The sequence below is a fragment of the Pseudomonas sp. AC016 genome (genome assembly GCF_979253365.1).
On record NZ_CEEDCC010000001.1, the window covers coordinates 2,133,190 to 2,155,517 of the forward strand.

The 22,328-nt window shown below is 59.6% G+C and carries 23 protein-coding genes; 11 read left to right on the top strand and 12 right to left on the bottom strand.

Annotated features, from left to right (window positions below):
- Position 1: 1 nt before the first annotated feature.
- Genes mlaD through AC0IXS_RS09465 form a run of 3 tightly spaced genes read right to left on the bottom strand, consistent with a single transcriptional unit; the run spans position 2 to position 2,075 of the window.
- Positions 2-469 carry an outer membrane lipid asymmetry maintenance protein MlaD gene (gene mlaD / locus AC0IXS_RS09455; RefSeq protein WP_004881542.1) on the bottom strand — a complete coding sequence of 156 codons (468 nt, stop codon included), beginning with the start codon at positions 467-469 and terminating at the stop codon, positions 2-4.
- Complete coding sequence (gene mlaE, locus AC0IXS_RS09460) at positions 469-1,266, bottom strand: lipid asymmetry maintenance ABC transporter permease subunit MlaE (RefSeq protein ID WP_004881543.1); 798 nt, start codon at positions 1,264-1,266, stop codon at positions 469-471. Before mlaE ends, mlaD begins: the two co-directional genes overlap by 1 nt.
- Positions 1,266-2,075 carry an ATP-binding cassette domain-containing protein gene (locus tag AC0IXS_RS09465; RefSeq protein WP_004881544.1) on the bottom strand — a complete coding sequence of 270 codons (810 nt, stop codon included), beginning with the start codon at positions 2,073-2,075 and terminating at the stop codon, positions 1,266-1,268. The genes mlaE and AC0IXS_RS09465 overlap by 1 nt, the downstream gene beginning before the upstream one ends.
- Positions 2,076-2,400: 325 nt before the next feature.
- Here AC0IXS_RS09465 and AC0IXS_RS09470 point away from each other — a divergent pair, with 325 nt between their 5' ends.
- The 10 genes from AC0IXS_RS09470 (at position 2,401) to AC0IXS_RS09515 (ending at position 9,455) form a co-directional block, all read left to right on the top strand.
- Positions 2,401-3,375, top strand: a complete 975-nt coding sequence (locus AC0IXS_RS09470) for a KpsF/GutQ family sugar-phosphate isomerase (protein ID WP_057407879.1) — start codon at positions 2,401-2,403, stop codon at positions 3,373-3,375.
- Positions 3,376-3,915 (top strand): KdsC family phosphatase, encoded by a 540-nt coding sequence (locus tag AC0IXS_RS09475; RefSeq protein ID WP_004881546.1) that lies wholly within the window; start codon positions 3,376-3,378, stop codon positions 3,913-3,915. It begins immediately after the preceding gene.
- Between the two features lie 9 nt (positions 3,916-3,924).
- Positions 3,925-4,497: an LPS export ABC transporter periplasmic protein LptC gene (gene lptC / locus AC0IXS_RS09480; RefSeq protein ID WP_057407878.1), complete on the top strand. Its 573-nt coding sequence runs from the start codon at positions 3,925-3,927 to the stop codon at positions 4,495-4,497.
- Entirely contained in the window at positions 4,484-5,032 is a 549-nt protein-coding gene (gene lptA, locus AC0IXS_RS09485) for a lipopolysaccharide transport periplasmic protein LptA (protein WP_004881548.1), read from the top strand. Before lptC ends, lptA begins: the two co-directional genes overlap by 14 nt.
- Entirely contained in the window at positions 5,032-5,757 is a 726-nt protein-coding gene (gene lptB, locus AC0IXS_RS09490; protein WP_057407877.1) for an LPS export ABC transporter ATP-binding protein, read from the top strand. The genes lptA and lptB overlap by 1 nt, the downstream gene beginning before the upstream one ends.
- 195 nt (positions 5,758-5,952) lie before the next feature.
- Positions 5,953-7,446 (top strand): RNA polymerase factor sigma-54, encoded by a 1,494-nt coding sequence (locus AC0IXS_RS09495; RefSeq protein WP_004881550.1) that lies wholly within the window; start codon positions 5,953-5,955, stop codon positions 7,444-7,446.
- Between the two features lie 74 nt (positions 7,447-7,520).
- Entirely contained in the window at positions 7,521-7,829 is a 309-nt protein-coding gene (hpf, locus tag AC0IXS_RS09500; RefSeq protein ID WP_004881551.1) for a ribosome hibernation-promoting factor, HPF/YfiA family, read from the top strand.
- A gap of 12 nt (positions 7,830-7,841) precedes the next feature.
- Entirely contained in the window at positions 7,842-8,306 is a 465-nt protein-coding gene (gene ptsN, locus AC0IXS_RS09505) for a PTS IIA-like nitrogen regulatory protein PtsN (RefSeq protein ID WP_004881552.1), read from the top strand.
- Between the two features lie 2 nt (positions 8,307-8,308).
- The gene (gene rapZ / locus AC0IXS_RS09510; RefSeq protein ID WP_057407876.1) at positions 8,309-9,166 is read left to right on the top strand and encodes an RNase adapter RapZ; all 858 of its coding nucleotides are present in this window, start codon (positions 8,309-8,311) and stop codon (positions 9,164-9,166) included.
- A gap of 16 nt (positions 9,167-9,182) precedes the next feature.
- Positions 9,183-9,455, top strand: coding sequence for an HPr family phosphocarrier protein (locus AC0IXS_RS09515; RefSeq protein WP_004881554.1), 273 nt, complete (start codon positions 9,183-9,185; stop codon positions 9,453-9,455).
- A 468-nt stretch (positions 9,456-9,923) separates the two neighbouring features.
- Here AC0IXS_RS09515 and AC0IXS_RS09520 read toward each other — a convergent pair whose 3' ends face one another.
- The 6 genes from AC0IXS_RS09520 to pmbA all read right to left on the bottom strand — a co-directional run bounded on the left by AC0IXS_RS09520 (position 9,924) and on the right by pmbA (position 15,340).
- On the bottom strand, positions 9,924-10,811 hold the full coding sequence (locus AC0IXS_RS09520; RefSeq protein WP_088234600.1) for a ZIP family metal transporter: 888 nt from the start codon (positions 10,809-10,811) through the stop codon (positions 9,924-9,926).
- 28 nt (positions 10,812-10,839) lie between these two features.
- The gene (locus tag AC0IXS_RS09525; RefSeq protein ID WP_025995376.1) at positions 10,840-11,451 is read right to left on the bottom strand and encodes a superoxide dismutase; all 612 of its coding nucleotides are present in this window, start codon (positions 11,449-11,451) and stop codon (positions 10,840-10,842) included.
- A gap of 1 nt (position 11,452) precedes the next feature.
- Positions 11,453-11,914: a tetratricopeptide repeat protein gene (locus AC0IXS_RS09530; RefSeq protein WP_004881557.1), complete on the bottom strand. Its 462-nt coding sequence runs from the start codon at positions 11,912-11,914 to the stop codon at positions 11,453-11,455.
- 32 nt (positions 11,915-11,946) lie between these two features.
- Positions 11,947-13,323 carry a class II fumarate hydratase gene (locus AC0IXS_RS09535; protein ID WP_191957986.1) on the bottom strand — a complete coding sequence of 459 codons (1,377 nt, stop codon included), beginning with the start codon at positions 13,321-13,323 and terminating at the stop codon, positions 11,947-11,949.
- Complete coding sequence (locus tag AC0IXS_RS09540) at positions 13,316-13,711, bottom strand: FagA protein (RefSeq protein WP_449125399.1); 396 nt, start codon at positions 13,709-13,711, stop codon at positions 13,316-13,318. Before AC0IXS_RS09540 ends, AC0IXS_RS09535 begins: the two co-directional genes overlap by 8 nt.
- A 282-nt stretch (positions 13,712-13,993) precedes the next feature.
- On the bottom strand, positions 13,994-15,340 hold the full coding sequence (gene pmbA / locus AC0IXS_RS09545) for a metalloprotease PmbA (RefSeq protein WP_471824457.1): 1,347 nt from the start codon (positions 15,338-15,340) through the stop codon (positions 13,994-13,996).
- Between the two features lie 107 nt (positions 15,341-15,447).
- On the opposite strand from pmbA, the gene yjgA reads away from it, so the two are divergent.
- The gene (yjgA, locus tag AC0IXS_RS09550; RefSeq protein ID WP_024687484.1) at positions 15,448-15,969 is read left to right on the top strand and encodes a ribosome biogenesis factor YjgA; all 522 of its coding nucleotides are present in this window, start codon (positions 15,448-15,450) and stop codon (positions 15,967-15,969) included.
- A 45-nt stretch (positions 15,970-16,014) separates the two neighbouring features.
- Here yjgA and tldD read toward each other — a convergent pair whose 3' ends face one another.
- Genes tldD through AC0IXS_RS09565 form a run of 3 tightly spaced genes read right to left on the bottom strand, consistent with a single transcriptional unit; the run spans position 16,015 to position 22,166 of the window.
- Positions 16,015-17,454, bottom strand: a complete 1,440-nt coding sequence (gene tldD / locus AC0IXS_RS09555; RefSeq protein WP_025995380.1) for a metalloprotease TldD — start codon at positions 17,452-17,454, stop codon at positions 16,015-16,017.
- 2 nt (positions 17,455-17,456) lie between these two features.
- Complete coding sequence (locus AC0IXS_RS09560) at positions 17,457-18,302, bottom strand: carbon-nitrogen hydrolase family protein (RefSeq protein WP_122669134.1); 846 nt, start codon at positions 18,300-18,302, stop codon at positions 17,457-17,459.
- A 48-nt stretch (positions 18,303-18,350) separates the two neighbouring features.
- Entirely contained in the window at positions 18,351-22,166 is a 3,816-nt protein-coding gene (locus tag AC0IXS_RS09565) for a YhdP family protein (RefSeq protein ID WP_471824459.1), read from the bottom strand.
- Between the last annotated feature and the right edge of the window lie 162 nt (positions 22,167-22,328).

Here is a 22,328-nt window from a genome sequence, read left to right on the forward strand (position 1 = left end):
CTCATTTGGCGTCTTTGCTTACAGTATTGAGCAGGAACTTCCCGATCAGATCCTCAAGAACGAGGGATGACTGCGTGTCATGGATGGTCGAGCCATCCTTGAGCAGCGCTTGATCGCCACCTACGCTCAAACCAATGTATTTCTCACCCAGCAGACCCGCCGTCAGGATCGACGCCGTGGAGTCTGCCGGAAGGTTGTCTACCTTCTTCTGGATCTCCAGCGTGACACGACCGGTATAGGTGTCGCGATCCAGATCGATCGCGGTGACCCGGCCGATCGTGACACCGGCCATGCTTACCTTGGCTCTGACAGTCAAACCGGCAATATTGTCGAAGTAGGCATAAAGTTTATAACTGTCGTTGGTCGCACTGGTGCTCAGACCACTGACTCGCAGGGCCAGCAAGAGCAGAGCCAGTATCCCGGCCAGCAGGAACAGGCCGACACCGGTTTCGATGGCGCGGTTTTGCATCAGAAATCTCCAAACATCAAGGCGGTCAAAATAAAGTCCAGGCCCAACACTGCAAGCGAGGCATACACCACGGTCTTGGTCGTCGCACGGCTGATCCCCTCGGAAGTGGGATCGCAGTCATAACCCTGGAAAACGGCAATCCATGTCACCACAAAAGCAAATACGACGCTCTTGATGACCCCATTGAGCACATCGTTCGTGAAGGAAACACTGTTCTGCATGTTCGACCAGAAGGAGCCCTGATAGACGCCCAGCCAGTCGATCGCTACCCAGGATCCACCCCAGATGCCGACCACGCTGAAAATCATCGCCAGAATCGGCAACGAAATGAACCCTGCCCACAGACGCGGCGCAACGATGTACTTGAGCGGATCGACACCGATCATCTCGAGGCTCGACAACTGCTCCGTGGACTTCATGTTGCCGATCTCGGCGGTCAGTGCGGAACCCGCACGGCCAGCGAACAGTAGAGCGGTCACGACCGGCCCCAGTTCACGCAACAGCGTCAGCGCAACCATCTGCCCGACCGCCTGCTCGGAACCGTATTTGGTCAGGATGCTGAAGCCTTGCAGCGCCAGCACCATGCCGATGAAGGCACCGGAGACGACAATAATGACCAGCGACATGACGCCGACCGAATACAGTTGCTTGACCAGCAATTGAAAACTGCTGCCGGTCCCGCCGCGCCCCAGCAGGGCATTGCCGAGAAATATTCCCGAACGCCCCAGAACGGTAACGATATCTATGGCCGCACGCCCGAGCAGGCGGATACGGTCCATCAATGACTTCTTGCGCATCAGCGCTTCCCCAACAGGTCTTCGCGGAAATCCGGCGCAGGATAATGAAATGGCACAGGGCCGTCTGGTTCGCCGGTCATGAATTGACGAATGCGCGGATTGTCCGAGGACATCAGTTCCTGCGGCGTGCCCTGCCCCAGCACCTGTCCGTCACCGACGACGTACAGATAATCGGCAATGCTCGCGGTTTCGCTCAGGTCATGGGACACCACGATGCTGGTAATGCCCAGTGCATCGTTGAGCAGCCTGATCAGACGCACCAGAACGCCCATAGCAATGGGGTCCTGCCCGACAAAGGGTTCGTCGTACATGAGAATCTGTGGATCAAGGGCAATGGCACGCGCCAGCGCAACACGGCGCTTCATGCCACCTGACAGTTCGTCAGGCATCAGTTCGACCGCTCCGCGCAGCCCGACGGCCTGCAGCTTGAGCAGCACGATATCGCGGATCATCTCTTCCGGCAGTTCGGTGTGAACGCGCAGCGGGAATGCCACGTTTTCGAACACGTCCAGATCAGTGAACAGCGCGCCGCTCTGAAACAGCACGCCCATCTGCTTGCGCGCGTCGAACAGGTCACTGCGCGACAGATCCGGCAGGTTCTGGCCGTTGACCCACACCTGGCCTTCGCTCGGGCGCAGCTGAGCGCCCATCAGGCGCAGCAATGTAGTCTTGCCGCAGCCGGAAGGCCCCATGATCCCGGTGACTTTGCCCCGAGGAATACGAATATCGACATTATTGAAAATGCTGCGCGTGCCGCGTTTGAAGGAAACCCCTTTCAACTCGACCGCGTAAGCGTTATCAGGACTCATCTAAACTCCTTGCGATACAGCCTCCCTCCTCAGCCGCCAACCCCCGAAGGGAGACAAGCCGTCCAGGCGGGCCGAACGAGCGGCGGACTATACCATCGCAGCGACACGCCACCCAAGAAGAGAACCAGTAGGTTCAGATATTCACCGGATAACCATTGAGCGCCCTATCAGCAGCGCCGTTTGCAGTGCAACCTGCACCGCCCAGCTACAGACCCTCCAAAGCGTAGGAAATTCGTTTATAAAAAACACAACGACGATCAGACGTGAGGGAATCGTACATTACCGCTATAATCGCCGCCTTTCAGCAGTGCGATCCTTTCAAGACATGAACCAATCCAGTGACCTGATTCAATCCGCGCAACGTACCATTCGCCTAGAAATGGAAGCCATTGAAAGCCTGCTTGCACGCCTCGATGCAGACTTTGTGCGTGCCTGCGAAATGATCCTTTCCTGCAAGGGACGCGTTGTCGTCGTTGGCATGGGTAAATCAGGGCACATCGGCAATAAAATTGCCGCCACACTGGCAAGCACAGGGACGACTTCGTTTTTTGTTCACCCGGCAGAAGCCAGCCATGGCGACATGGGGATGATCACCCGGGACGACATAATCCTGAGCTTGTCCAATTCAGGGACGACCAGCGAGATCGTCACACTGCTGCCCTTGATCAAGCGTTTGGGTATCAGCATGATCAGCTTGACCGGCAACCCTGACTCGACGCTCGCCAGGGCCGCCGACATAAATCTTAATGTCAACGTGTTGCATGAGGCATGCCCACTGAATCTGGCACCCACCTCATCCACCACCGCCGCCCTTGTGATGGGCGATGCCCTGGCCGTCGCACTGCTTGAGGCCCGGGGGTTCACCGCCGAGGATTTCGCCTTCTCTCATCCAGGCGGCGCATTGGGTCGGCGCTTACTGCTCAAGGTTGAGCATGTGATGCACATGGGAGATGCACTGCCTACAGTCAAGCGTGGCATCCCGTTGCGCGATGCGCTGCTGGAAATGACCCGCAAGGGTCTTGGCATGACGGCTGTGCTGGAAACCGATGGTACATTGGCAGGCATCTTCACCGACGGTGATCTGCGACGCACATTGGATCGTCCCTTTGACATACGTGAAACCACCATAGACGAAGTGATGACGGTTCACGGCAAAACAGTGCATTCGGACATGCTCGCTGCAGAAGCGCTGAAAATAATGGAAGATAACAAGATCAGCGCCCTTGTCGTCGTTGACGAAAATGATCGTCCAATCGGTGCGTTCAACCTGCAGGATCTACTGCGCGCGGGAGTGATGTAAATGCAGACTCAGGCAGCGAACAGCGAACTGATGCAACGCGGCAAAGCCATCAAACTGGCGATTTTCGACGTCGATGGCGTACTGACTGATGGCCGGCTGTATTTTCTGGAAGACGGCAGCGAATTCAAGACATTCAACACACTCGACGGCCAAGGCATCAAAATGCTGATAGCCTCCGGAGTGACCACTGCCATCATCAGCGGCAGAAAAACACCCGTGGTCGAGCGCCGGGCAAAAAACCTCGGCATCGAGCACCTTTATCAGGGTCGCGAAGACAAGCTGGTGGTGCTGGACCAACTGCTGGCCGAATTGAACCTGAGTTACGAACAGGTCGCCTATCTGGGCGATGATCTGCCAGACTTGCCGGTCATACGACGCGTCGGTCTGGGCATGGCGGTTGCCAATGCGGCCGGCTTTGTCCGCCAACACGCTCATGGCGTTACGCAAGCGCGCGGTGGCGAAGGTGCTGCACGCGAATTCTGCGAACTGATCCTGAGCGCGCAGGGCAACCTTGAAGCGGCCCACTCCGCCTATCTATAGAAGCCATTTATGTTCAGCAAGAAAATTCGAAAGCTGGTGTTTTTCGGGGTGCTGGTACTGCTGTTCGGTGCCGTAGGCTACTGGAACATCAACCCGGAAAGCTTCATGGACCAGCCGGTGAGCTCGGTCGATGAAAATGTCATTGACTACTATGCGGTCAATACGCACACACATCAGTATCTGCCCGACGGTGGCCTTCAGTACGAAATGACGGCTGACAAGGTCGAGCATGTAAAGGCCACTGACGTGACTCTGCTCACCACACCCGACCTGCAGATGTACCGCGGCACCGAGTTTCCCTGGCATGTGCAGAGCAAGCAGGGCGAGGTCTCCCCGGGAGGCGAACAGGTAGAATTGATCGACTCGGTTCGCGTTGCGCGCACCGACGAAAAACAACGTACGACTATCATCACCAGTAGTCGCATGACCGTATTCCCACAGAAGCAATATGCGCAGACCGACCAAGACGTTAGAATCGACGCCGCGGGCGGTGTTACTACGGCCAAGGGAATGAAAGCATATTTGAAAGACAGCAGGATGGACCTGCTGTCCAACGTCAGAGGACAGTATGAGGCTCGTTAAAACTCTTCCTTTTTTGCTCGGCCTGGGCGCAGCACTGGGAAGCGCGAGCGCCTGGTCCCTGCCAACCGACCGTGATCAGCCAATCCACATCCAGTCCGACGATGCGCAGCTCGATGACAAGAAAGGCGTGGCCACCTACAAGGGCAACGTCATCATCACGCAGGGCTCGATGAAGATCACAGGCAACACCGTGACCATCACACGCAACGCTCAGGGCGAAGTGGATATTTTCACGTCTGTCGGCAACCTGGCCTACTACGAGCAGAAGCCGTCGGTGGACAAGCCGATCGTGCAGGCATATGCCGTCACCATTCAGTATTACGCCGCTCAGGACCGTATCGTCCTGATCGACAAGGCCAAGGTCGTCAACGACGGCAACACGTCCGAAGGCGAGAAGATCGTCTATGACACGGTCAGGCAGGTCGTCAGTGCGGGCCGTGCCAATGGTGGCGCGAAAGTGACCACGCCACGTCCACGAATCGACATGGTCATTCAGCCTAAAAAGAAAACCGATCAACCGCAGAAGGCCCAGTAATGGCGACGCTTAAAGCCCAGCATCTGGCTAAAAGCTACAAAAGCCGTCAGGTCGTGCGCGATGTGAGCATTTCCATCGACAGCGGCCAGATTGTCGGTCTGCTGGGCCCCAACGGCGCCGGCAAGACCACCTGCTTCTACATGATTGTCGGGCTGGTACAGGCCGATCAGGGCCGCGTGCTGATCGACGATCTGGACGTCAGCCATCAGCCCATGCACGGCCGCGCCCGTGCAGGTATCGGCTACCTGCCGCAGGAAGCCTCGATCTTCCGCAAGCTGTCGGTGTCCGACAACATCATGGCGATCCTCGAGACCCGCAAGGAACTCGATGCCGCTGCGCGACGCCAGGAACTGGAAAGCCTCCTGCAGGAGTTCCACATCACGCACATTCGCGACAACCTCGGCATGAGCCTCTCGGGTGGCGAACGTCGCCGCGTCGAGATTGCACGCGCGCTGGCGACTGCCCCAAAGTTCATCCTTCTGGACGAACCCTTCGCGGGCGTGGACCCTATCTCGGTAGGCGACATCAAGCAGATCATTCACCACCTCAAGGCCAAGGGCATTGGCGTGCTGATCACTGACCACAACGTTCGCGAGACGCTGGATATCTGTGAAACAGCCTATATCGTCAACGACGGGCAATTGATCGCAGAAGGCGACTCGCAAACCATTCTGGCCAACCAACTGGTTAAAGAAGTCTATCTGGGTCACGAATTCCGCCTGTAAAAGCCGCATTCGAAAAAGCCGCATCCGGCCTATCAAGGCCTCCAATATCGGTGCGGCTTGTTGACAACGTATTATTTCTAGTAACGCTCTAGGCAAACGCCCTGCTTTCAGGCATATAATTTGCTTAAGTTGGCGTTTAGGCGCCTGTAGTGGATGGCGCAAGAGCGCCGGCGAATAAGGTGTTTAGCCCCTGCCATGAAACCATCGCTAGTCTTGAGAATGGGCCAGCAGCTGACGATGACACCGCAGCTGCAACAGGCAATCCGCTTACTTCAGCTATCCACACTGGACCTCCAGCAGGAGATTCAGGAGGCGCTGGAATCGAACCCTATGCTGGAACGCCAGGAGGAAGGCGACGACTTCGATAACTCCGACCCGATGGCGGACAACATCGAACAAAAGCCCAACCCCGACGTTCAGGAACCGACCTACCAGGAATCTGCGCCTACCGTAGACAACCTCGAGGAAGGCGAATGGAACGAACGCATTCCCAACGAGCTGCCCGTCGATACCGCTTGGGAAGACATCTACCAGACCAGCGCCAGCAGCCTGCCCAGCAATGACGATGATGAATGGGACTTCACCACCCGCACATCCGTTGGCGAAAGCCTGCAAAGCCATCTGCTCTGGCAGCTCAACGTCGCCCCGATGTCCGACAAGGACCGTCTGGTCGCCGTCACGCTGATCGACTGCATCAACAATCAGGGCTATCTCGACGAGACCCTTGAAGAGATTCTCGAATCCTTCGATCCCGAGCTGGATATCGAACTCGATGAGATCGAAGCCGTTCTGCACCGCATTCAGCAATTCGAACCGGCCGGTATCGGCGCTCGCACCCTGAGCGAATGCCTGCTGCTGCAACTGCGCCAGCTGCCGGCAAAAACGCCCTGGCTGAGCGAAGCGCAGCGTCTGGTCACCGATTACATCGACCTGCTGGGCAGCCGTGACTACGCCCAGCTCATGCGCCGCATGAAGATCAAGGAAGACGAACTTCGTCAGGTCATCGAACTGGTGCAGAGTCTGAATCCGCGCCCTGGCTCGCAGATCGAGTCCACCGAAGCCGAGTACGTCATTCCCGATGTCATTGTGCGCAAGGACAACGAACGCTGGCTCGTCGAGCTGAACCAGGAGTCAGTGCCGCGACTGCGAGTCAATCCGCAGTATGCAGGCTTCGTACGTCGCGCAGACACCAGCGCCGACAACACCTTCATGCGCAATCAGTTGCAGGAAGCCCGCTGGTTCATCAAGAGCCTGCAGAGCCGCAACGAGACGCTGATGAAGGTCGCCACTCAGATCGTCGAGCACCAGCGCGGCTTTCTGGAGTATGGCGATGAAGCCATGAAGCCGCTGGTACTGCACGATATCGCCGAAGCGGTGGGCATGCATGAATCAACGATTTCCCGCGTGACCACGCAGAAGTTCATGCACACGCCACGCGGCATTTACGAGCTGAAATACTTCTTCTCCAGCCATGTCAGCACCTCGGAAGGCGGCGAGTGCTCATCCACGGCAATTCGCGCGATCATCAAAAAACTGGTCGCGGCGGAAAATCAGAAAAAGCCGTTGAGTGATAGCAAGATCGCTGGTTTACTGGAGGCACAAGGCATTCAAGTAGCCCGTCGCACAGTTGCCAAATACCGCGAATCTCTTGGGATTGCACCCTCCAGCGAGCGCAAGCGACTGATGTGATGCAGGCCGAGCCACAGCGTTCCAGTGGCAGGCACCACGCCTGCCTCTTTATGCACTGGCAAAGGAGAAGCTGTATGCAAGTCAACATCAGTGGACACCAACTGGAAGTGACCAAGCCACTTCGTGAATACGTTGAGCTCAAGCTCAAGAAACTCGAAGGGCATTTTGACAAGATTACAAACGTGCAGGTCACGATGGCGGTCGAGAAGCTGAAACAGAAGATCGAAGCCACGCTGCATATCCACGGTGGAGAGGTAGTTGCCAATGCTGAACATGACGACATGTACGCGGCCATCGACCTGCTCACTGACAAGCTCGACAGACAATTGCTCAAGCATAAGGAAAAGCAGCAAAGCATCCTCAAGGGTGCAAACGCTCGCTGACGCTCATCACACATGATCCGACTTGAAGAAATCCTGACCCCCGGCCGTTCCGAAGTGAACGTGCCGGGCGGCAGCAAGAAAAGCGTACTCGAACATATTGCCCGACTGATCGGCCGCGAAGTACCGGGGCTTGATTGGGAAACAGTATTCAAGGCGCTCGTTGCCCGTGAAAAACTGGGATCTACCGGTTTCGGCAATGGCATTGCCATCCCTCACTGCCGTCTTGCCACCTGTGGCGAGCCTGTCAGTGCCGTCATTCATCTCAACGACTCCGTGGACTTCGATGCCATCGACGGCGCGCCTGTCGACCTGCTGTTCGTGCTGCTGGTCCCGGAAGCCGCCACAGACAAGCACCTGGAGTTGCTGCGCCAGATCGCCAGCATGCTCGACTCCAAAGATGTCCGGACACGCCTGCGCAGCGCCAAGACCAATGAAGCGCTCTACCAAGTGGTGCTAGACGTGCAGAACGGCAACTGAACATGCGCATGATCATCGTGAGTGGCCGCTCCGGCTCGGGCAAAAGCACGGCGCTCGATGTACTGGAAGACAGCGGCTTCTACTGCGTCGACAACCTGCCTGCCGGATTGCTTCCGGAGCTCGCCGAACGCGCCTTGATCAATACCGAACTGGCCGAACCGCTGCTGGCGGTTTCCATCGATGCCCGCAACCTGCCCAGTCACCTGACCCGCTTCCCGGCCATGCTCGATGAGGTCCGTGGGCGCAATATCCAGTGCGATGTGCTGTATCTGGATGCCGACGAAGCCACCCTGCTCAAGCGCTTTTCCGAGACCCGCCGCCGCCATCCGCTGAGTACATCGGACCGTTCGCTGGCCGAGGCAATACGTGACGAGAGTACGCTGCTCGGGCCGATCATCGATCTGGCCGATCTCAAGATCAACACGACCCACCTCAATCTCTACCAGCTTCGCGATACGCTCAAGCTGCGCCTGCTGAACAAGCCGGAGCCAGGCACTGCCTTCCTGATCGAGTCGTTCGGCTTCAAGCGCGGCATGCCGGTCGATGCGGACCTGGTCTTTGATGTGCGCTGCCTGCCCAATCCGTACTGGAAACCCGAGCTGCGCGATCATTCGGGACTTGAGCAACCTGTCATCGATTATCTGGCGATGCAGCCCGACGTCGAAGAGATGTTTCAGGACATCTCTTCCTACCTCGCCAAATGGCTGCCCCGCTTCGCCGCAAGCAATCGCTCCTATGTGACCATTGCCATTGGCTGCACGGGCGGGCATCACCGGTCTGTCTACCTGACGGAGCGACTGGGTCAGGTCCTGCAACCACTACTCAAGAACGTTCAGGTTCGCCACCGCGACCTCAGCTGAAAGGAACACCTCTGCGATGCCCGCTCGTCAAATCACCATCATCAACAAACTGGGCCTGCATGCCCGCGCAGCCGCCAAGTTCGTAGGCGTCGCCGGCAAACATCCTTGCCAGATACGGGTTGGCCGCTCGCCCGAGAGCATGGTCGACGGCAAAAGCATCATGGCCGTGATGATGCTGGCGGCTGGCAAGGGAACCGAGATCCATCTGTCGACTGAAGGCGAAGGCGAGCAGGAAGCACTGGATGGCCTGGTCGAGCTGATCAACAACAAGTTTGACGAAGGCGAGTAAACGAACGCTCTGCACGGCGCTGATCGCTCATCGTTATACACAAGTTCGCCTCAACACTGATCGTGCCCATCGCTCCGCGTGGGCATGCCGCCCGTGACGCTCCGCGTCACACATGGCACAGACTGTGGATTCAGTGAGCCGAGCGCACGTCTCAAGTCACCTTTTCGCCCCTCGGCGACTCACTTTGACGGAGCAAAGTAAGCAAACTCCTTCGCTCCGGTTCCGGCCCCGGCTTCGCCGGGGTTCCTTCGTCCTGACACTGATTCGGGGGTCGCTGCAAATGGGCCATCCATGGTCCAGTGCAGCTCAATCGGCATCCATGCCGATTGCCCCCCGAATCAGCGCCAGGACTCAGCCTTCACCCACGTCGCAATCGGCGGTGTCCGCACTATCGCGTAAAAAAGCACGGCAGTGCCGCTGTCTCACTGGATAGCCCGACGACTTGTGTATAACGATGATCGCTGACCGTCAGACCAGCGCTGTATCCAGCACCATCATCAGACAGAACCCTGCAATCAAGCCCAGGCTGGCGATTTTGTTGTGTCCGTTCAGACGCGATTCCGGGATGATCTCGTGGGTCACCACCAGCAGCATGGCTCCCGCTGCCAGTGCCAGACCAAACGGCAACAAGGGTTCAGCAATCGCCACCAGCCAGGCGCCCAGCAGCGCGAACAGCGGCTCGACCAGCCCGGACGCCGCACCGATCAGAAACGCCCTTATTCGAGACATGCCGGCCCCCGCCAGCACCATGGCAATCACCAGCCCCTCGGGCACATCCTGCAAGGCGATGCCGATGGCCAGGCTGTCGGCTTCCGACAACCCTCCGCCTGCCGACACACCAATTGCCATGCCCTCTGGAATGTTGTGCGCGACGATGGCGATCACGAACAGCCAGATGCGCGGTGCAATTGCCGGGTGATCCTGAATGCCTCCCGACTGCGCGCCCTGGGATACGCTGTAATCCACCGCGAACAGGCCAAGGGCACCCAGAACGAGTCCAAGGCTGATCAGGCCCCCAGCGCCCCACGGTGTAAACCCAAGGCCTTCGGCAGCGGCAAGGCCCGGCACGATCAGCGAGAATGCCGTTGCGGCCAGCATCACCCCGGCACCGAAACCCAGCAAACCGTCCGATACCATGATCGGCATCTTGCGGATCACCAATACCGGCACGGCGCCCAGTGCCGTGCCCAGAGCGCAGATAGCGCCACCTTCCAGAGCACGTAACAGGCGCGGCTCAAGATTCAGCCAGGCCAGCCCTTGAGCCACCAGTAACGCCATACCCGCCAAAAGCAGCACGGTGCCTACTGCAAAACGAAACAACCGGACACTGCTGACAGCGAGTATTTCAGAACGCATAAACGGCCCTGGTTCGTGTTGGGAAAAATCAGGCCAGCGCGGCCTGATAACGTCGGGACACCTCGTCCCAGTTGACGACGTTGTAGAACGCATTGATGTATTCGGGACGACGGTTCTGGTAGCGCAGGTAATAGGCGTGCTCCCACACATCGAGACCGAGGATCGGTGTGTTGCCGTTCATCAACGGGCTGTCCTGATTACCGCTGCTTTCCACCACAAGCTTCTTGTCCGGCGTCACGCTCAGCCAGGCCCAGCCGCTGCCGAAACGGGTCAGCGCCGCTTTGGTGAAGGCTTCCTTGAAGCTGTCGAAGCCGCCCAATTGGGCGTCGATGGCTTGAGCAACCTCCCCTTTTGGCAGACCGCCACCGCCGGGCACCATGACTTCCCAGAACAACGAATGGTTGGCATGACCACCGCCCTGGTTGATCACCGCTGGACGCAGGTTTTCAGGCAACTGCTTGACGCTGGCGACCAGCTTTTCGATGGGCCACTCGGCGTACTCGGTACCGTCGACTGCAGCGTTGAGGTTGTTGATGTACGTCTGATGGTGCTTGGTGTAATGGATCTCCATGGTTTGCGCATCGATGTGCGGCTCCAGGGCGTCGTAGGCGTAAGGCAGTTCGGGAAGGGTGTAAGCCATTTCAATGTGCTCCGTAGAAAAGACCGGGGTTGGCCGCTGAATCGCGCTGCAACGACGAGCGAGTGTGTTCACTGCTGCTGTTGAGAAGTCGGTGCGTGCGCGGGTATTCGCCGTGTTCACTGATAAAACCCAACAGTTCGACGTAGGTTTTACTGCTGTGCCGCAACGCAGCCTGGCGCAGTGCAGGCTGCAGGCGCTGGTCCTGCATGGTTCGCAGCAGATGCTGGTGGATCGCGCAGAGGTATTCGGCGCTCTCCTCCGGCTGGCCCAGACTCAAATGCAGATCGGCCAGGTTGTGATGGGAAATCACACAGGCCGCGACGGCTTCGTCGGCATCCGGCCAGCGCTCGAACAGGACCTGTGCCAGCGCCAGCGCCTGGAGGTACAGCTCGCGGGCCTCGACCCATTCGCCGAGATTGAAACAGCGATTGGCCAGTTCAATGGTGCGTTTCCAATGCTGCATGACATACCTCCAGGTGCGTTGGCCGGACCGAATCAGATGCCGCCGGCGGTGAGTTTTTCGGGGTTGAGCAACACTTCCAGCTGGTCGCGTTGCAGATCGGTGTGTTCCAGCGCAACGTCGATCACCGGACGACCTTCCTGATAGGCCTTTTTGGCGATTTCAGCGGCCTTCTGGTATCCGATGATCGGATTGAGCGCCGTGACCAGAATCGGATTGCGCGACAGCGCTTCCTTGAGCCTGGCCTCGTTGACCTTGAAGCTGACAATCGCCTTGTCAGCCAGCAGTCGGCTGGAGTTGGCCAGCAACTCAATGCTGCTGAGCAGGTTCTGGGCGATGATCGGCAGCATCACATTGAGCTCGAAGTTGCCGGACTGGCCCGCCACAGTGATGGTGGCGTCGTTGCCGATAACCTGCGCGGCCACCATCGCCGTGGCTTCCGGGATCACCGGATTGACCTTGCCCGGCATGATCGAAGAACCCGGCTGTAGTGCTTCAAGTTCGATCTCACCGAGGCCCGCCAGGGGGCCGGAATTCATCCAGCGCAAATCGTTGGCGATCTTCATCAGCGAAACCGCCGTTGCCTTGAGTTGGCCCGAGACGGCAACAGCGGTGTCCTGTGAGCCGATCAACGCGAACAGATCCTTGCCCTGCGTGAACGTGACGCCGCTCAATGTGCTGAGGTGCGCGCTGAAACGGGCCGCAAACTCAGGGTGCGCATTGATCCCGGTGCCGACTGCCGTACCGCCCTGCGCCAGAGACTGCAGGCTGGGTTGCAGGCCTTGAAGATGTTCGATATTGGCGCGGATCTGCTGCGACCAGCCGTTGAGCACCTGACTCATGCGCACCGGCATGGCGTCCATCAGGTGCGTGCGGCCGGTCTTGACGAAGGCATGAACCTGTATGGCCTTGTGCTCGGTGACCTGCACCAGATGGTTCAGGGCAGGCAGCAATTGCTCATGCAACGCCAGCGCGGCGCTGACGTGAATCGTCGTCGGGATGATGTCGTTACTGCTTTGCCCGCAGTTGACGTGATCGTTGGGATTGACCGGCTCACCCAGAATGCGGGTAGCCAGCGTGGCGATCACCTCGTTGGCGTTCATATTGGTGCTGGTACCCGACCCGGTCTGGAAGATGTCCACCGGAAAATGGGTCATGAAATCGCCGCCCAGCAACTCCTCGACCGCGCCGACAATCGCCTTGCTCTGGTTTTCGCTGATCTGCTGCAGCTCAAGATTGGCGTGAGCCGCCGCTGCCTTGGCCAGCAACAGCGCGCGAACGAACTGCCGGGGCATGCGCTGATGGCTGATCGGGAAGTTATCCACCGCACGCTGAGTCTGTGCGCCATACAGAGCCTCGGCCGGCACCTGCAACGGGCCCATGCTGTCGCGTTCGATACGGGTGTTACTCATCGCAATGTCCTTGCACCAGTTCAGAGGAAGAAATCGAGGGTTGCAGCACGCAGGACGCCAGCTGATGAACACAGGCTTCCCAGCGCTGACGGCGGGCAGGCGTGGAGGCAAGCGCCTCGACATCGCGCAACGGTCGCCAGGCCTGATCCAGACACAGGCAGCGCCAATGCCAGGGCAGCATCGTGTCGCGGGCGGTGTCCATCAGCAGACGAAAAGAGGTTTCAGCGATCAGGGCGTGAGGCGTGGCGGTAAAGCGCGCCAGATACCGCCCTTCGGCCAGGTAATGCTCGATCAGACGCGGCTCGTCAGGCTCAAGGGCGCAGCGAATCCGCAGGCTCAGACCACGCCAGTTTTCCAGATAAGGCAGCTCGTGAAGCACAGATCCCATAACCGCATCTCATTGTGAAATGAGATTCATTATTGAATGAGATCAAGAATCAAAACAAGAGCCGAGTTGGATCGGGGTGACAGGAGGGGGAAGGAACCCCGGCAAAGCCGGGGCTGCAACCGGAACGAAGGAGTTGCTTACTTCGCTCCGTCAAAGTGAGTCGCCGAGGGGCGAAAAGGTGACGTAAGTCATGCGCCCGGCTTACTGAAATGACAATCCGTGCCATTTGTGACGCAGAGCGATGGGCACGATCAGTGTCGAGACGGATGTTCAATTATCCGATCAGCTGCCCGCAACCGTCATGCGCTCGATCAGCACGGAGCCGGTGCGAATGTTGCTGCGCAGCTCGACATCGCTGCCAACGGCGACGATCTGCTTGAACATGTCACGCATGTTGCCGGCAATGGTCACTTCCTGAACCGGGAACTGAATCTCCCCGTTTTCGACCCAGAAACCTGCTGCACCGCGTGAGTAATCGCCGGTAACCATGTTCAGGCCGCTGCCCATCAGTTCGGTGACCAGCAGGCCACGGCCCATGCGCCGGATCAGCGCGTCCTGGTCTTCCGTGCCATGGGTGACAAACAGGTTGTGCACACCGCCCGCGTTGGCGGTGCTCGGCATGCCCAGTTTGCGGCCCGAATAGGTACTGAGGATGTAGGAAACCAGATCGCCCTTCTCCACGAATGGCTTGGCGTAGGTTGCCAGGCCGTCGCTGTCGAACGCCGAGCTGCCCATTGCGCGCATCAGGTGTGGACGTTCGTCGATGGTCATCCACTCGGGAAACAGCCGCTGGCCCAGCGAATCCTGCAGAAATGAGGATTTGCGGTACAGCGTGCCGCCGGAAATCGCGCCCAGCAGGCTGCCAAACAGACCGCCCGCCAATTCGGCTGAAAACAGCACCGGCACTTCGCAGGTCGGCACCGGACGTGCGCCCAGACGGCTCGCGGCCCGCTGTGCAGCCTTGCGACCAATGCTCTCGGCGTCTGCCAGCAACTGGCCCTGACGATTGACGTCGTACCAGTAATCGCGCTGCATCTGGCCTTCGCCTTCGGCAATCATCACGCAACTGAGGCTGTGCCGGGTCGATGCGTAGCCGCCGATAAAACCGTTGCTGTTGCCATACACTCGGCAGCCCTGGTGGGTATTGAGCGTGGTGCCGTCGGCGTTCTTGATGCGAGGGTCTGCGTCAAACGCTGCGGCCTCACACAGCAGCGCCTTCTCGATGGACTGCTCGGGCGTGATGTCCCAGGCGTGGTAGAGATCGAAATCCTGGATGTCCCTGGCCATCAACGCAGCGTCAGCCAGGCCAGAGCTTTCGTCCTCGGACGTATGCTCGGCAATGGCCAGTGCGGCGGCAACGGTTTCACGGATCGCGTCAGCGCCGGTGGCCGAGGTGCTGGCCGAGCCTTTGCGCAGGCCGACGTACAAGGTGATGCCGAACCCCTGATCGCGGTTGAATTCGACCGTTTCGACTTCGCGCTGACGCACCGAAGTCGACAGTCCCTGCTCCAGCGACACCGCGACTTCACAGGCGCTGGCGCCCTGACGCCTGGCTTCGGCAATGATCTGCTCGACCTGCTCCTGCAGTTCAGGCAAGGCCTGTGGGCCGACGCTTTGGGTTGCACTCATGATTTTCTCCATCAAATTCTGCTTTCGGCACAGGCCGAATACCGACCGGGCCGGACAAGCGGCCCCCGACTGGTTATCATGGCGGCGTTTCTTTGCGGACTGCCCCCATGGTTGATTCTTACGACGACTCCCTCGACGGGGAGAAAAGCAAAACCCAGGTCAAACGAGAGCTGCATGCTCTGGTTGATCTCGGCGAGCGACTGACGACACTCAAAGCCGATGTGCTGGCCAAGCTGCCGTTGACCGATGCGCTGCGCAAGGCTCTGGCCGAAGCGCCGAAGCACACGGCCAACATTGCGCGCAAGCGGCACATCCTGTTCATCGGCAAGCTGATGCGCGATCAGGATCAGGAAGCCATTCTGGTTTTGCTGGACCAACTCGATGCCTCCACTCGCCAGTACAACGAACGTTTCCACGGTCTGGAGCGCTGGCGTGATCGCCTGATCGCGGGTGATGACAGCGACCTGGAAAAATTCGTGGTCGAGTACCCGGATGCCGACCGCCAGCAACTGCGTTCCTTGATCCGTCAGGCGCAACACGAAGTTGCACGCAACAAACCGCCGGCCACCAGCCGCAAAATCTTCAAATACATCCGTGAGCTGGACGAAATCCAACGCGGTCTGCGTTGATTTCGGCTTCGGGACTGGTCAGCTTCGGCCAGTCCCGGCTCATGTTCAGTTACCCGTACCGCCAACCGTGATTGCGTCGATCTTCAGCGTAGGCTGACCCACGCCGACCGGCACCGATTGCCCGTCCTTGCCGCACGTACCGACACCGCTGTCCAGCGACAGGTCGTTACCCACCATCGAAACCCTGCTCATCGCTTCCGGCCCGTTGCCGATCAAGGTCGCACCTTTGACAGGCGCGGTGATCTTGCCGTCTTCGATCAGGTAAGCCTCACTGGTCGAGAACACGAACTTGCCACTGGTGATGTCCACCTGACCGCCGCCCAGATTGGCGCAGTAGATGCCGCGTTTCACCGACGCGATGATTTCCTGTGGATCGCTCTGACCGCCCAGCATGTACGTATTGGTCATGCGTGGCATCGGCAGATGCGCGTAGGATTCGCGACGGCCGTTGCCGGTCCGCGCCACGCCCATCAGCCGTGCATTCAACTTGTCCTGCATATAGCCCTTGAGCACGCCGTTCTCGATCAGGGTCGTGCATTCGGTCGGGGTGCCCTCGTCATCGACGCTCAACGAGCCGCGACGCCCGGCCAGCGTGCCGTCATCGACGATGGTGCACAGTTTGGAAGCCACCATCTCGCCCATCCGGCCGCTGTAGGCCGAGCTGCCCTTGCGGTTGAAGTCGCCTTCCAGACCATGGCCTACCGCTTCATGCAGCAGAACGCCTGACCAGCCGGAACCCAGCACAACCGGCAAGGTGCCTGCCGGTGCAGGAATGGCTTCCAGATTGACCAGCGCCTGACGCAGCGCTTCGCGGGCATAGCCCATGGCGCGGTCGTCGGTCAGGAAATAACGGTAGTCGGTACGCCCACCGCCGCCATGCCCGCCGCGCTCGCGGCGGCCGTTCTGCTCGACGATCACGCTGACGTTGAAACGCACCAGCGGCCGCACATCAGCGGCGAGGCTGCCGTCGGCCGCTGCCACCAGAATCCGCTCCCAGACGCCAGCCATGTTGACCGAAACCTGCTGAATGCGCGGATCCAGCGCGCGGGTTGCCACGTCGATACGCTTGAGCAACTCGACCTTTTCGGCACGGGTCAGCACTTCCAGCGGGTTATCCGGCGCATAAAGCTGAGCCACGTCCTGCGACGTGAATGCCTGCACGCGACCATTCTGGCCTGCGCGCGAGATGGAACGGGCGGCACGCGCGGCAGTGAGCAGCGCTTCCTCGGTGATCGCGTTGCTGTAGGCGAAACCGGTTTTCTCGCCGGACTGGGCACGCACGCCCACACCCTGGTCGAGGTTGAAGCTGCCTTCCTTGACGATCCCGTCTTCGAGCGCCCAGGACTCGGAAATCATGCCTTGAAAATAAAGATCGGCCGCGTCGATACCCGGCCCGGCCAGCTCGCCCAGCACCGATTGCAGGCTGTCGAGGCTCAGGCCGCCTGGGGCCAGAAGGTGTTCACTGACTGAGGACACGTCACTCATATTCACTCCGAAGCAGGCCGCAAGGCGTCCTGCGAAAAAAAGCGCCGGTGACTGGACACCGGCATCCGCGCCCGTATGGACGCCTGTTCTTCACTGTCTCGTGTGGCCAGCAGCACGGTTTCACCCTGCGCCTGCTGAGCCAGGACCCGCCCCCATGGGTCGATGATGGCCGCGTGTCCGTATGTTTCCCGTGGTCCTGGATGCACCCCGCCTTGTGCGGCTGCCAGCAGATAGCACTGGGTTTCGATGGCCCGCGCCCGGATCAGAATGTCCCAGTGCGCAGCGCCTGTGACAGCCGTGAACGCCGATGGCGCAGTGATCAGCTCGGCACCGGCCTCACGCAGCGCGGTGTACAGCTCCGGGAAGCGCAGGTCATAACAGACGCTCAGACCGAGCCGTCCAACCGGCGTGTCGACCACCACCACGTTGTTTCCATGAGCATAGTCATCCGATTCCCGGTAACGACCTCGATTGTCTGCAACGTCCACATCGAACAGGTGCAACTTGTCGTAACGCGCAACCTGCTGGCCATGCTCATCGATCAGCAACGAGCAGGCCGTGACCTTGCCGTCGGGCTGATCATCGGGCGGGAGGGGAATCGTTCCGGCAACTATCCATAACTTGAGGTCGAGAGCGGCCTGTTTCAACCACTGCTGGATCACTCCCTGACCTGCGGCTTCGGCGCGACCGATGGCGGCAGCGTCGCGACGGCCCATGGCGGCGAAGTTCTCGGGCAGCACCGCAAGCCGGGCGCCGCCCTCGGCGGCCTGCTCAAGCAATGCGCGTGCACGGGCCAGGTTACCGGCCACGTCGCTCTGGCTGACCATCTGAATCACTGCAAAAGACATGGCGACCCTTTTTTGAATGACATGGGCACCACTGTACTCCATGCCGCGCTATTGAGGCTTTTCAAAAGGCTTGTCGAAGGTAATCTTCGGTTCTTTCCAAGGACCTTCAACCTTGTACTGCACGCTGGCGAACCGGGCCACCTTGTCACCCAGCAGCTTGTCCACCAGGAACAGCGCACCACCGATGGCTGGCGCGCCAACGATCAGCGCTGCAATCGGCAGATTGTTGGTGACGGGCAATGTCACCAGCAACTTGGCATCGACCCGGTCCTTGACCATGTCCAGCGTGCCGTTGAGCTCAAGGTTGCTGGACGGCCCCGTCAACGTGATCGGGTTGCGGGTGACATACACACCCTCACTCGCCACCAACAGACCCTTGACCCGGTCGTAGCTGAGCCCTTTGCCCAGCAGGTCAGAGAAGTCCAGACGCAGACGACGCCCGATGGAGTTGAAGTTCAGCAACCCGAACACGCGGAGCGCCTGTGCACCGCCTTCGACCTCTACGAACTGACCGCTGCGCAAGGTGGCATCAAGGCTGCCGGAATAGCGCTTGAGCCCTACCCACGCCGGAGAGCCAGGCCAGCGCCCGTCGAAATTCATCTCGAACGTCTCACTGGTGACGGTAGGCGCGAAATTCCAGGCTTTCAGCACATCGCCGAGGTTCTTGCCGCCCAGCCGCCCCTTGAACCAACTGCTGCTCGATCCGGGAGCGCCCTCCCAGACACCCTCGCCTTCCAACAGGATACCTTTGAGCCCCAGGCTCAGATCGGTCATGCGAATGCCGGTCGCCGTAGGCCGGATTTTCAACGCCCATGCACCCAACAGCTGATCACCCTGAAACAGCTGAGCAATTTTTACATCCAGCGCAGGAATTTTTCCGGGATCGACGTCGGCAAGCGGGTCTGGCGGGTTCTCGATCACCACCGCCTTCGGGTCGGCAGCGGGCAGTTTTACGTAAAGCAGATTAATGCCGATCGGCGCGGACTTGGCGTCAGGCAGCGAAGCGCTGCCCTTGACCAGCGCACTGTCCAGCGACAACAGCCATGCCGCAGCACTGCGTTGCAGTTGAACGCGCACATCGTCCAGCGTCGTACCCATTGCAGTGAGTTTGCCGATCTGCAGATCCACGCTGCTGAGCAACTGCCGGGCGTTACCGCCCGGGTCACCGCCGGAATAACGATCGGCAATCGCCTGCCATGGCGCGATATCCAGCTCGTTCAGGCTGCCACTGATCCGCAACCCCTTGGCGTCCGGCACAACTGCACCGCCCTGCCCCAGGAACAGTTCACCACGTCCGTCGGCAAACTTTCCGGCGGGCGCTGCGAATGCCAGGTTGGCGATGTCACCGTAAGCCGCGCCAAAACGGCGTTCCGCACCCTGCAGGGTCATGCGGAATTCACTGTCGCGCTCCTGCTCGGCAGTCTTTCCGAACGGCGCGGGCAAATCGATTGCAACACCTTTCAGGGGAGAGGTGATCAACAGCGGGCTGTCCTTGCCGTCCAGCGTCAACTGCAGTTGAAACGGAAGGTCGCCAGAGACCGGCAACGCCTGTTTCACGTCAAGCCAGTCGGTCAGTTTCTTGATCGTGATCTGCCCGTTGGCCATGATCCGGGTCACGTTGGCTCCCGGCTTGCCTTCGGCAGCGATCTCCGCCGTGACAGGCCGGTCGAATGCCTGGGCGCGAATGCCTTTGCCGCTGAGGCCCTTGTCACTGTCGAAGCGGAAGTCGCCCCTGAGTTTTGTCAGCTCAAGCACCGGATCGGCCAGTTTCAGGCGCGCATCACGGGTGCTGAAGTCCACCACGACCTTCGGCTCAACACCCTTGGCCAGCGGAATATCCAGTTTGAGCTTGCCTTCCAGTGGCCCCTCGCCCTGCCACCCGGCAAAGGTACTGCCGGTGCCGATCGGTGCTTCCTGAAGAATCTTCATGCCATCGGCCACGGTGCCGGAAACGTTGCCGTCCACCAGCAGGTGGCTGTCCTTGCCGGACTCGACATGAGGAATATTGACCAGCACGTTACTGACCTGAGTGTTCAGAATCTGCCCTTTGCTGGCCTTGACGCGCACACCGCTGTTCTCGACATACACCTTGCCATCGACGCCGGTCAGCGAAGGCCAGCCTGGCTGGAAGGCCAGCGTGGCATTGCTTACATCGAAAAACAGGCTGATGACTCGCGCTGTGTCGGGAGAGCTTTTGTTCAACGAACCCTGATACTGGAAGAAGCCCTGATTGACGGCACCACTCACAATGGCCGTGCGCAGCCAGCGGTCTAGTTCCGGGCTCAGGACGGCAGGCAGGTATTTGCTGGTGTAACGACCGTCGCCATCGACCATACCGACCCGCAGGTCCATGTAGTCTTCCTGGTCATGCTTGAGGTGGATGCGGATCAGAAAGTCCGCCGCGATCTTGCCTTCATCGCCCTGAACCTTGATGTACGGCGCAATCAGGGTAAATGCCTGATCGTCCAGCTTCCAGGTCAGGCGCGCGTTGGCCTTCTGATAGCGCCAGGGTTTGGCGAAGATCGGGTCCAGGTGCAGCATGAAATCGCTGGTGTCCAGACGCAACTCGCCCTGCCCGAGGTCGCCACTGATCGCACCGCTGACATTCGCGGCAGCCGGCGCGTCGTGGTAGGCATTGAAACTTACCTTGTCGAGGTTGGCGGCAAAGCCCAGACGCTTGTCGCCTGTGGCCTGCGGGCGGTAATCGAGCAATACGTTGCGCAACCCGCCCTTCACCTTCAGACCGTCGACAACGGCCATCACCTTGTCCGGCAGCGGTGCCAGCGAGTCGATCAGCGGGGTCAGCGGCGTCAGGTCCAGACGGTCGGCCTGCACATGCCACAGTTCTTCACTGTCGGGCGTTGCGGCTGTCTGCGTGGCCTGCAAACGGCTTTCCCAGCGGTTGCTGCCCAGGCTCATGGCCAGCGAATCCAGTTTCAGGTCCATGCCCTTGTCGGTGCGCTCGAACCAGGCATTCAGCGCCAGATCATCGATGGTCGACGGCTTGCGCCCTGCATACACGCCCTTGAGTTGTGGCGCATGCAGCCGGGCAACAGCGCTCTTCACGCCGCCCTGGCTCCAGCTCAGCCAGAATTCGCCACCCGCCTTCAATGTGGTAACGGTCCACTCTCGGGTCAGGCTCCTGGGCAGCCACTTGGCCCAATCGCTCTGGGGCAGGCTGGCATAGAGATCAGCTTCGCCTTCTTTCCAGCGACTGGCCTCGATACGCGTGTTCAGGTTCAACGCCAGCGGCTGACCGTCAGGCAGCGTCAGCCGCGCATCGAGGCGCTGGTGATAACTGCCCGTGGCCAGACTCAGATTGACGTACGTCAGGGTCAGCGGGGATTCACCAAACGGGTGAAGGGTGACCTGGCTGTTGAGCAGCGACAGGCGCGAGACCATTTGCAGTTGAGTGAGGATCTTCTGCGGATCGACCGGGCTGTCATCCCTGACCGGCAAGCCTTGCACCGACCACTTGCCATCCTGATCCTGTCGAACGATAACCTGCAAGCCATCGACTTCAAGATGGGCAAGCCGCACATCGCGCGCCAGCAGGCTCTCCCACAGGTCGGGAACCACCCTGACACTGTCCAGACGCAACGCACTGCTGCCTTCACCGACCATGACGTCGTTGGCCTGCACCACCGGCGCGAAACCGCTCCAGTTGCCTTCCAGGCTGCCAATGCTGACGGGCATGCCCAACGCCGTGCTGACGCGGGTTTCGACATCGACACGGTATTCGGCAACCATTGGCGTCAACTGACGACCCAGGCTCACATAGAGAGCAGCCAGCACCAGCAACAGTGCGCAGAGGCCCAGGCCCCAGCGGGTGATGCCTGCAACGACACGTGGAAGGCGCTGCATATCAGCACGTCCTCCGCTGCACGCATGGCCAGCGACGATGCACGACACAAACCCGACTCAAACAGCCTGGAAGGATCAGGTACAGGTTTTGCTCATTCGCCACGCATCATTCTCGATATAAGGGTAGGCCTGCCAGAACCCCGCCGGGCGCTTGTTGCAAAC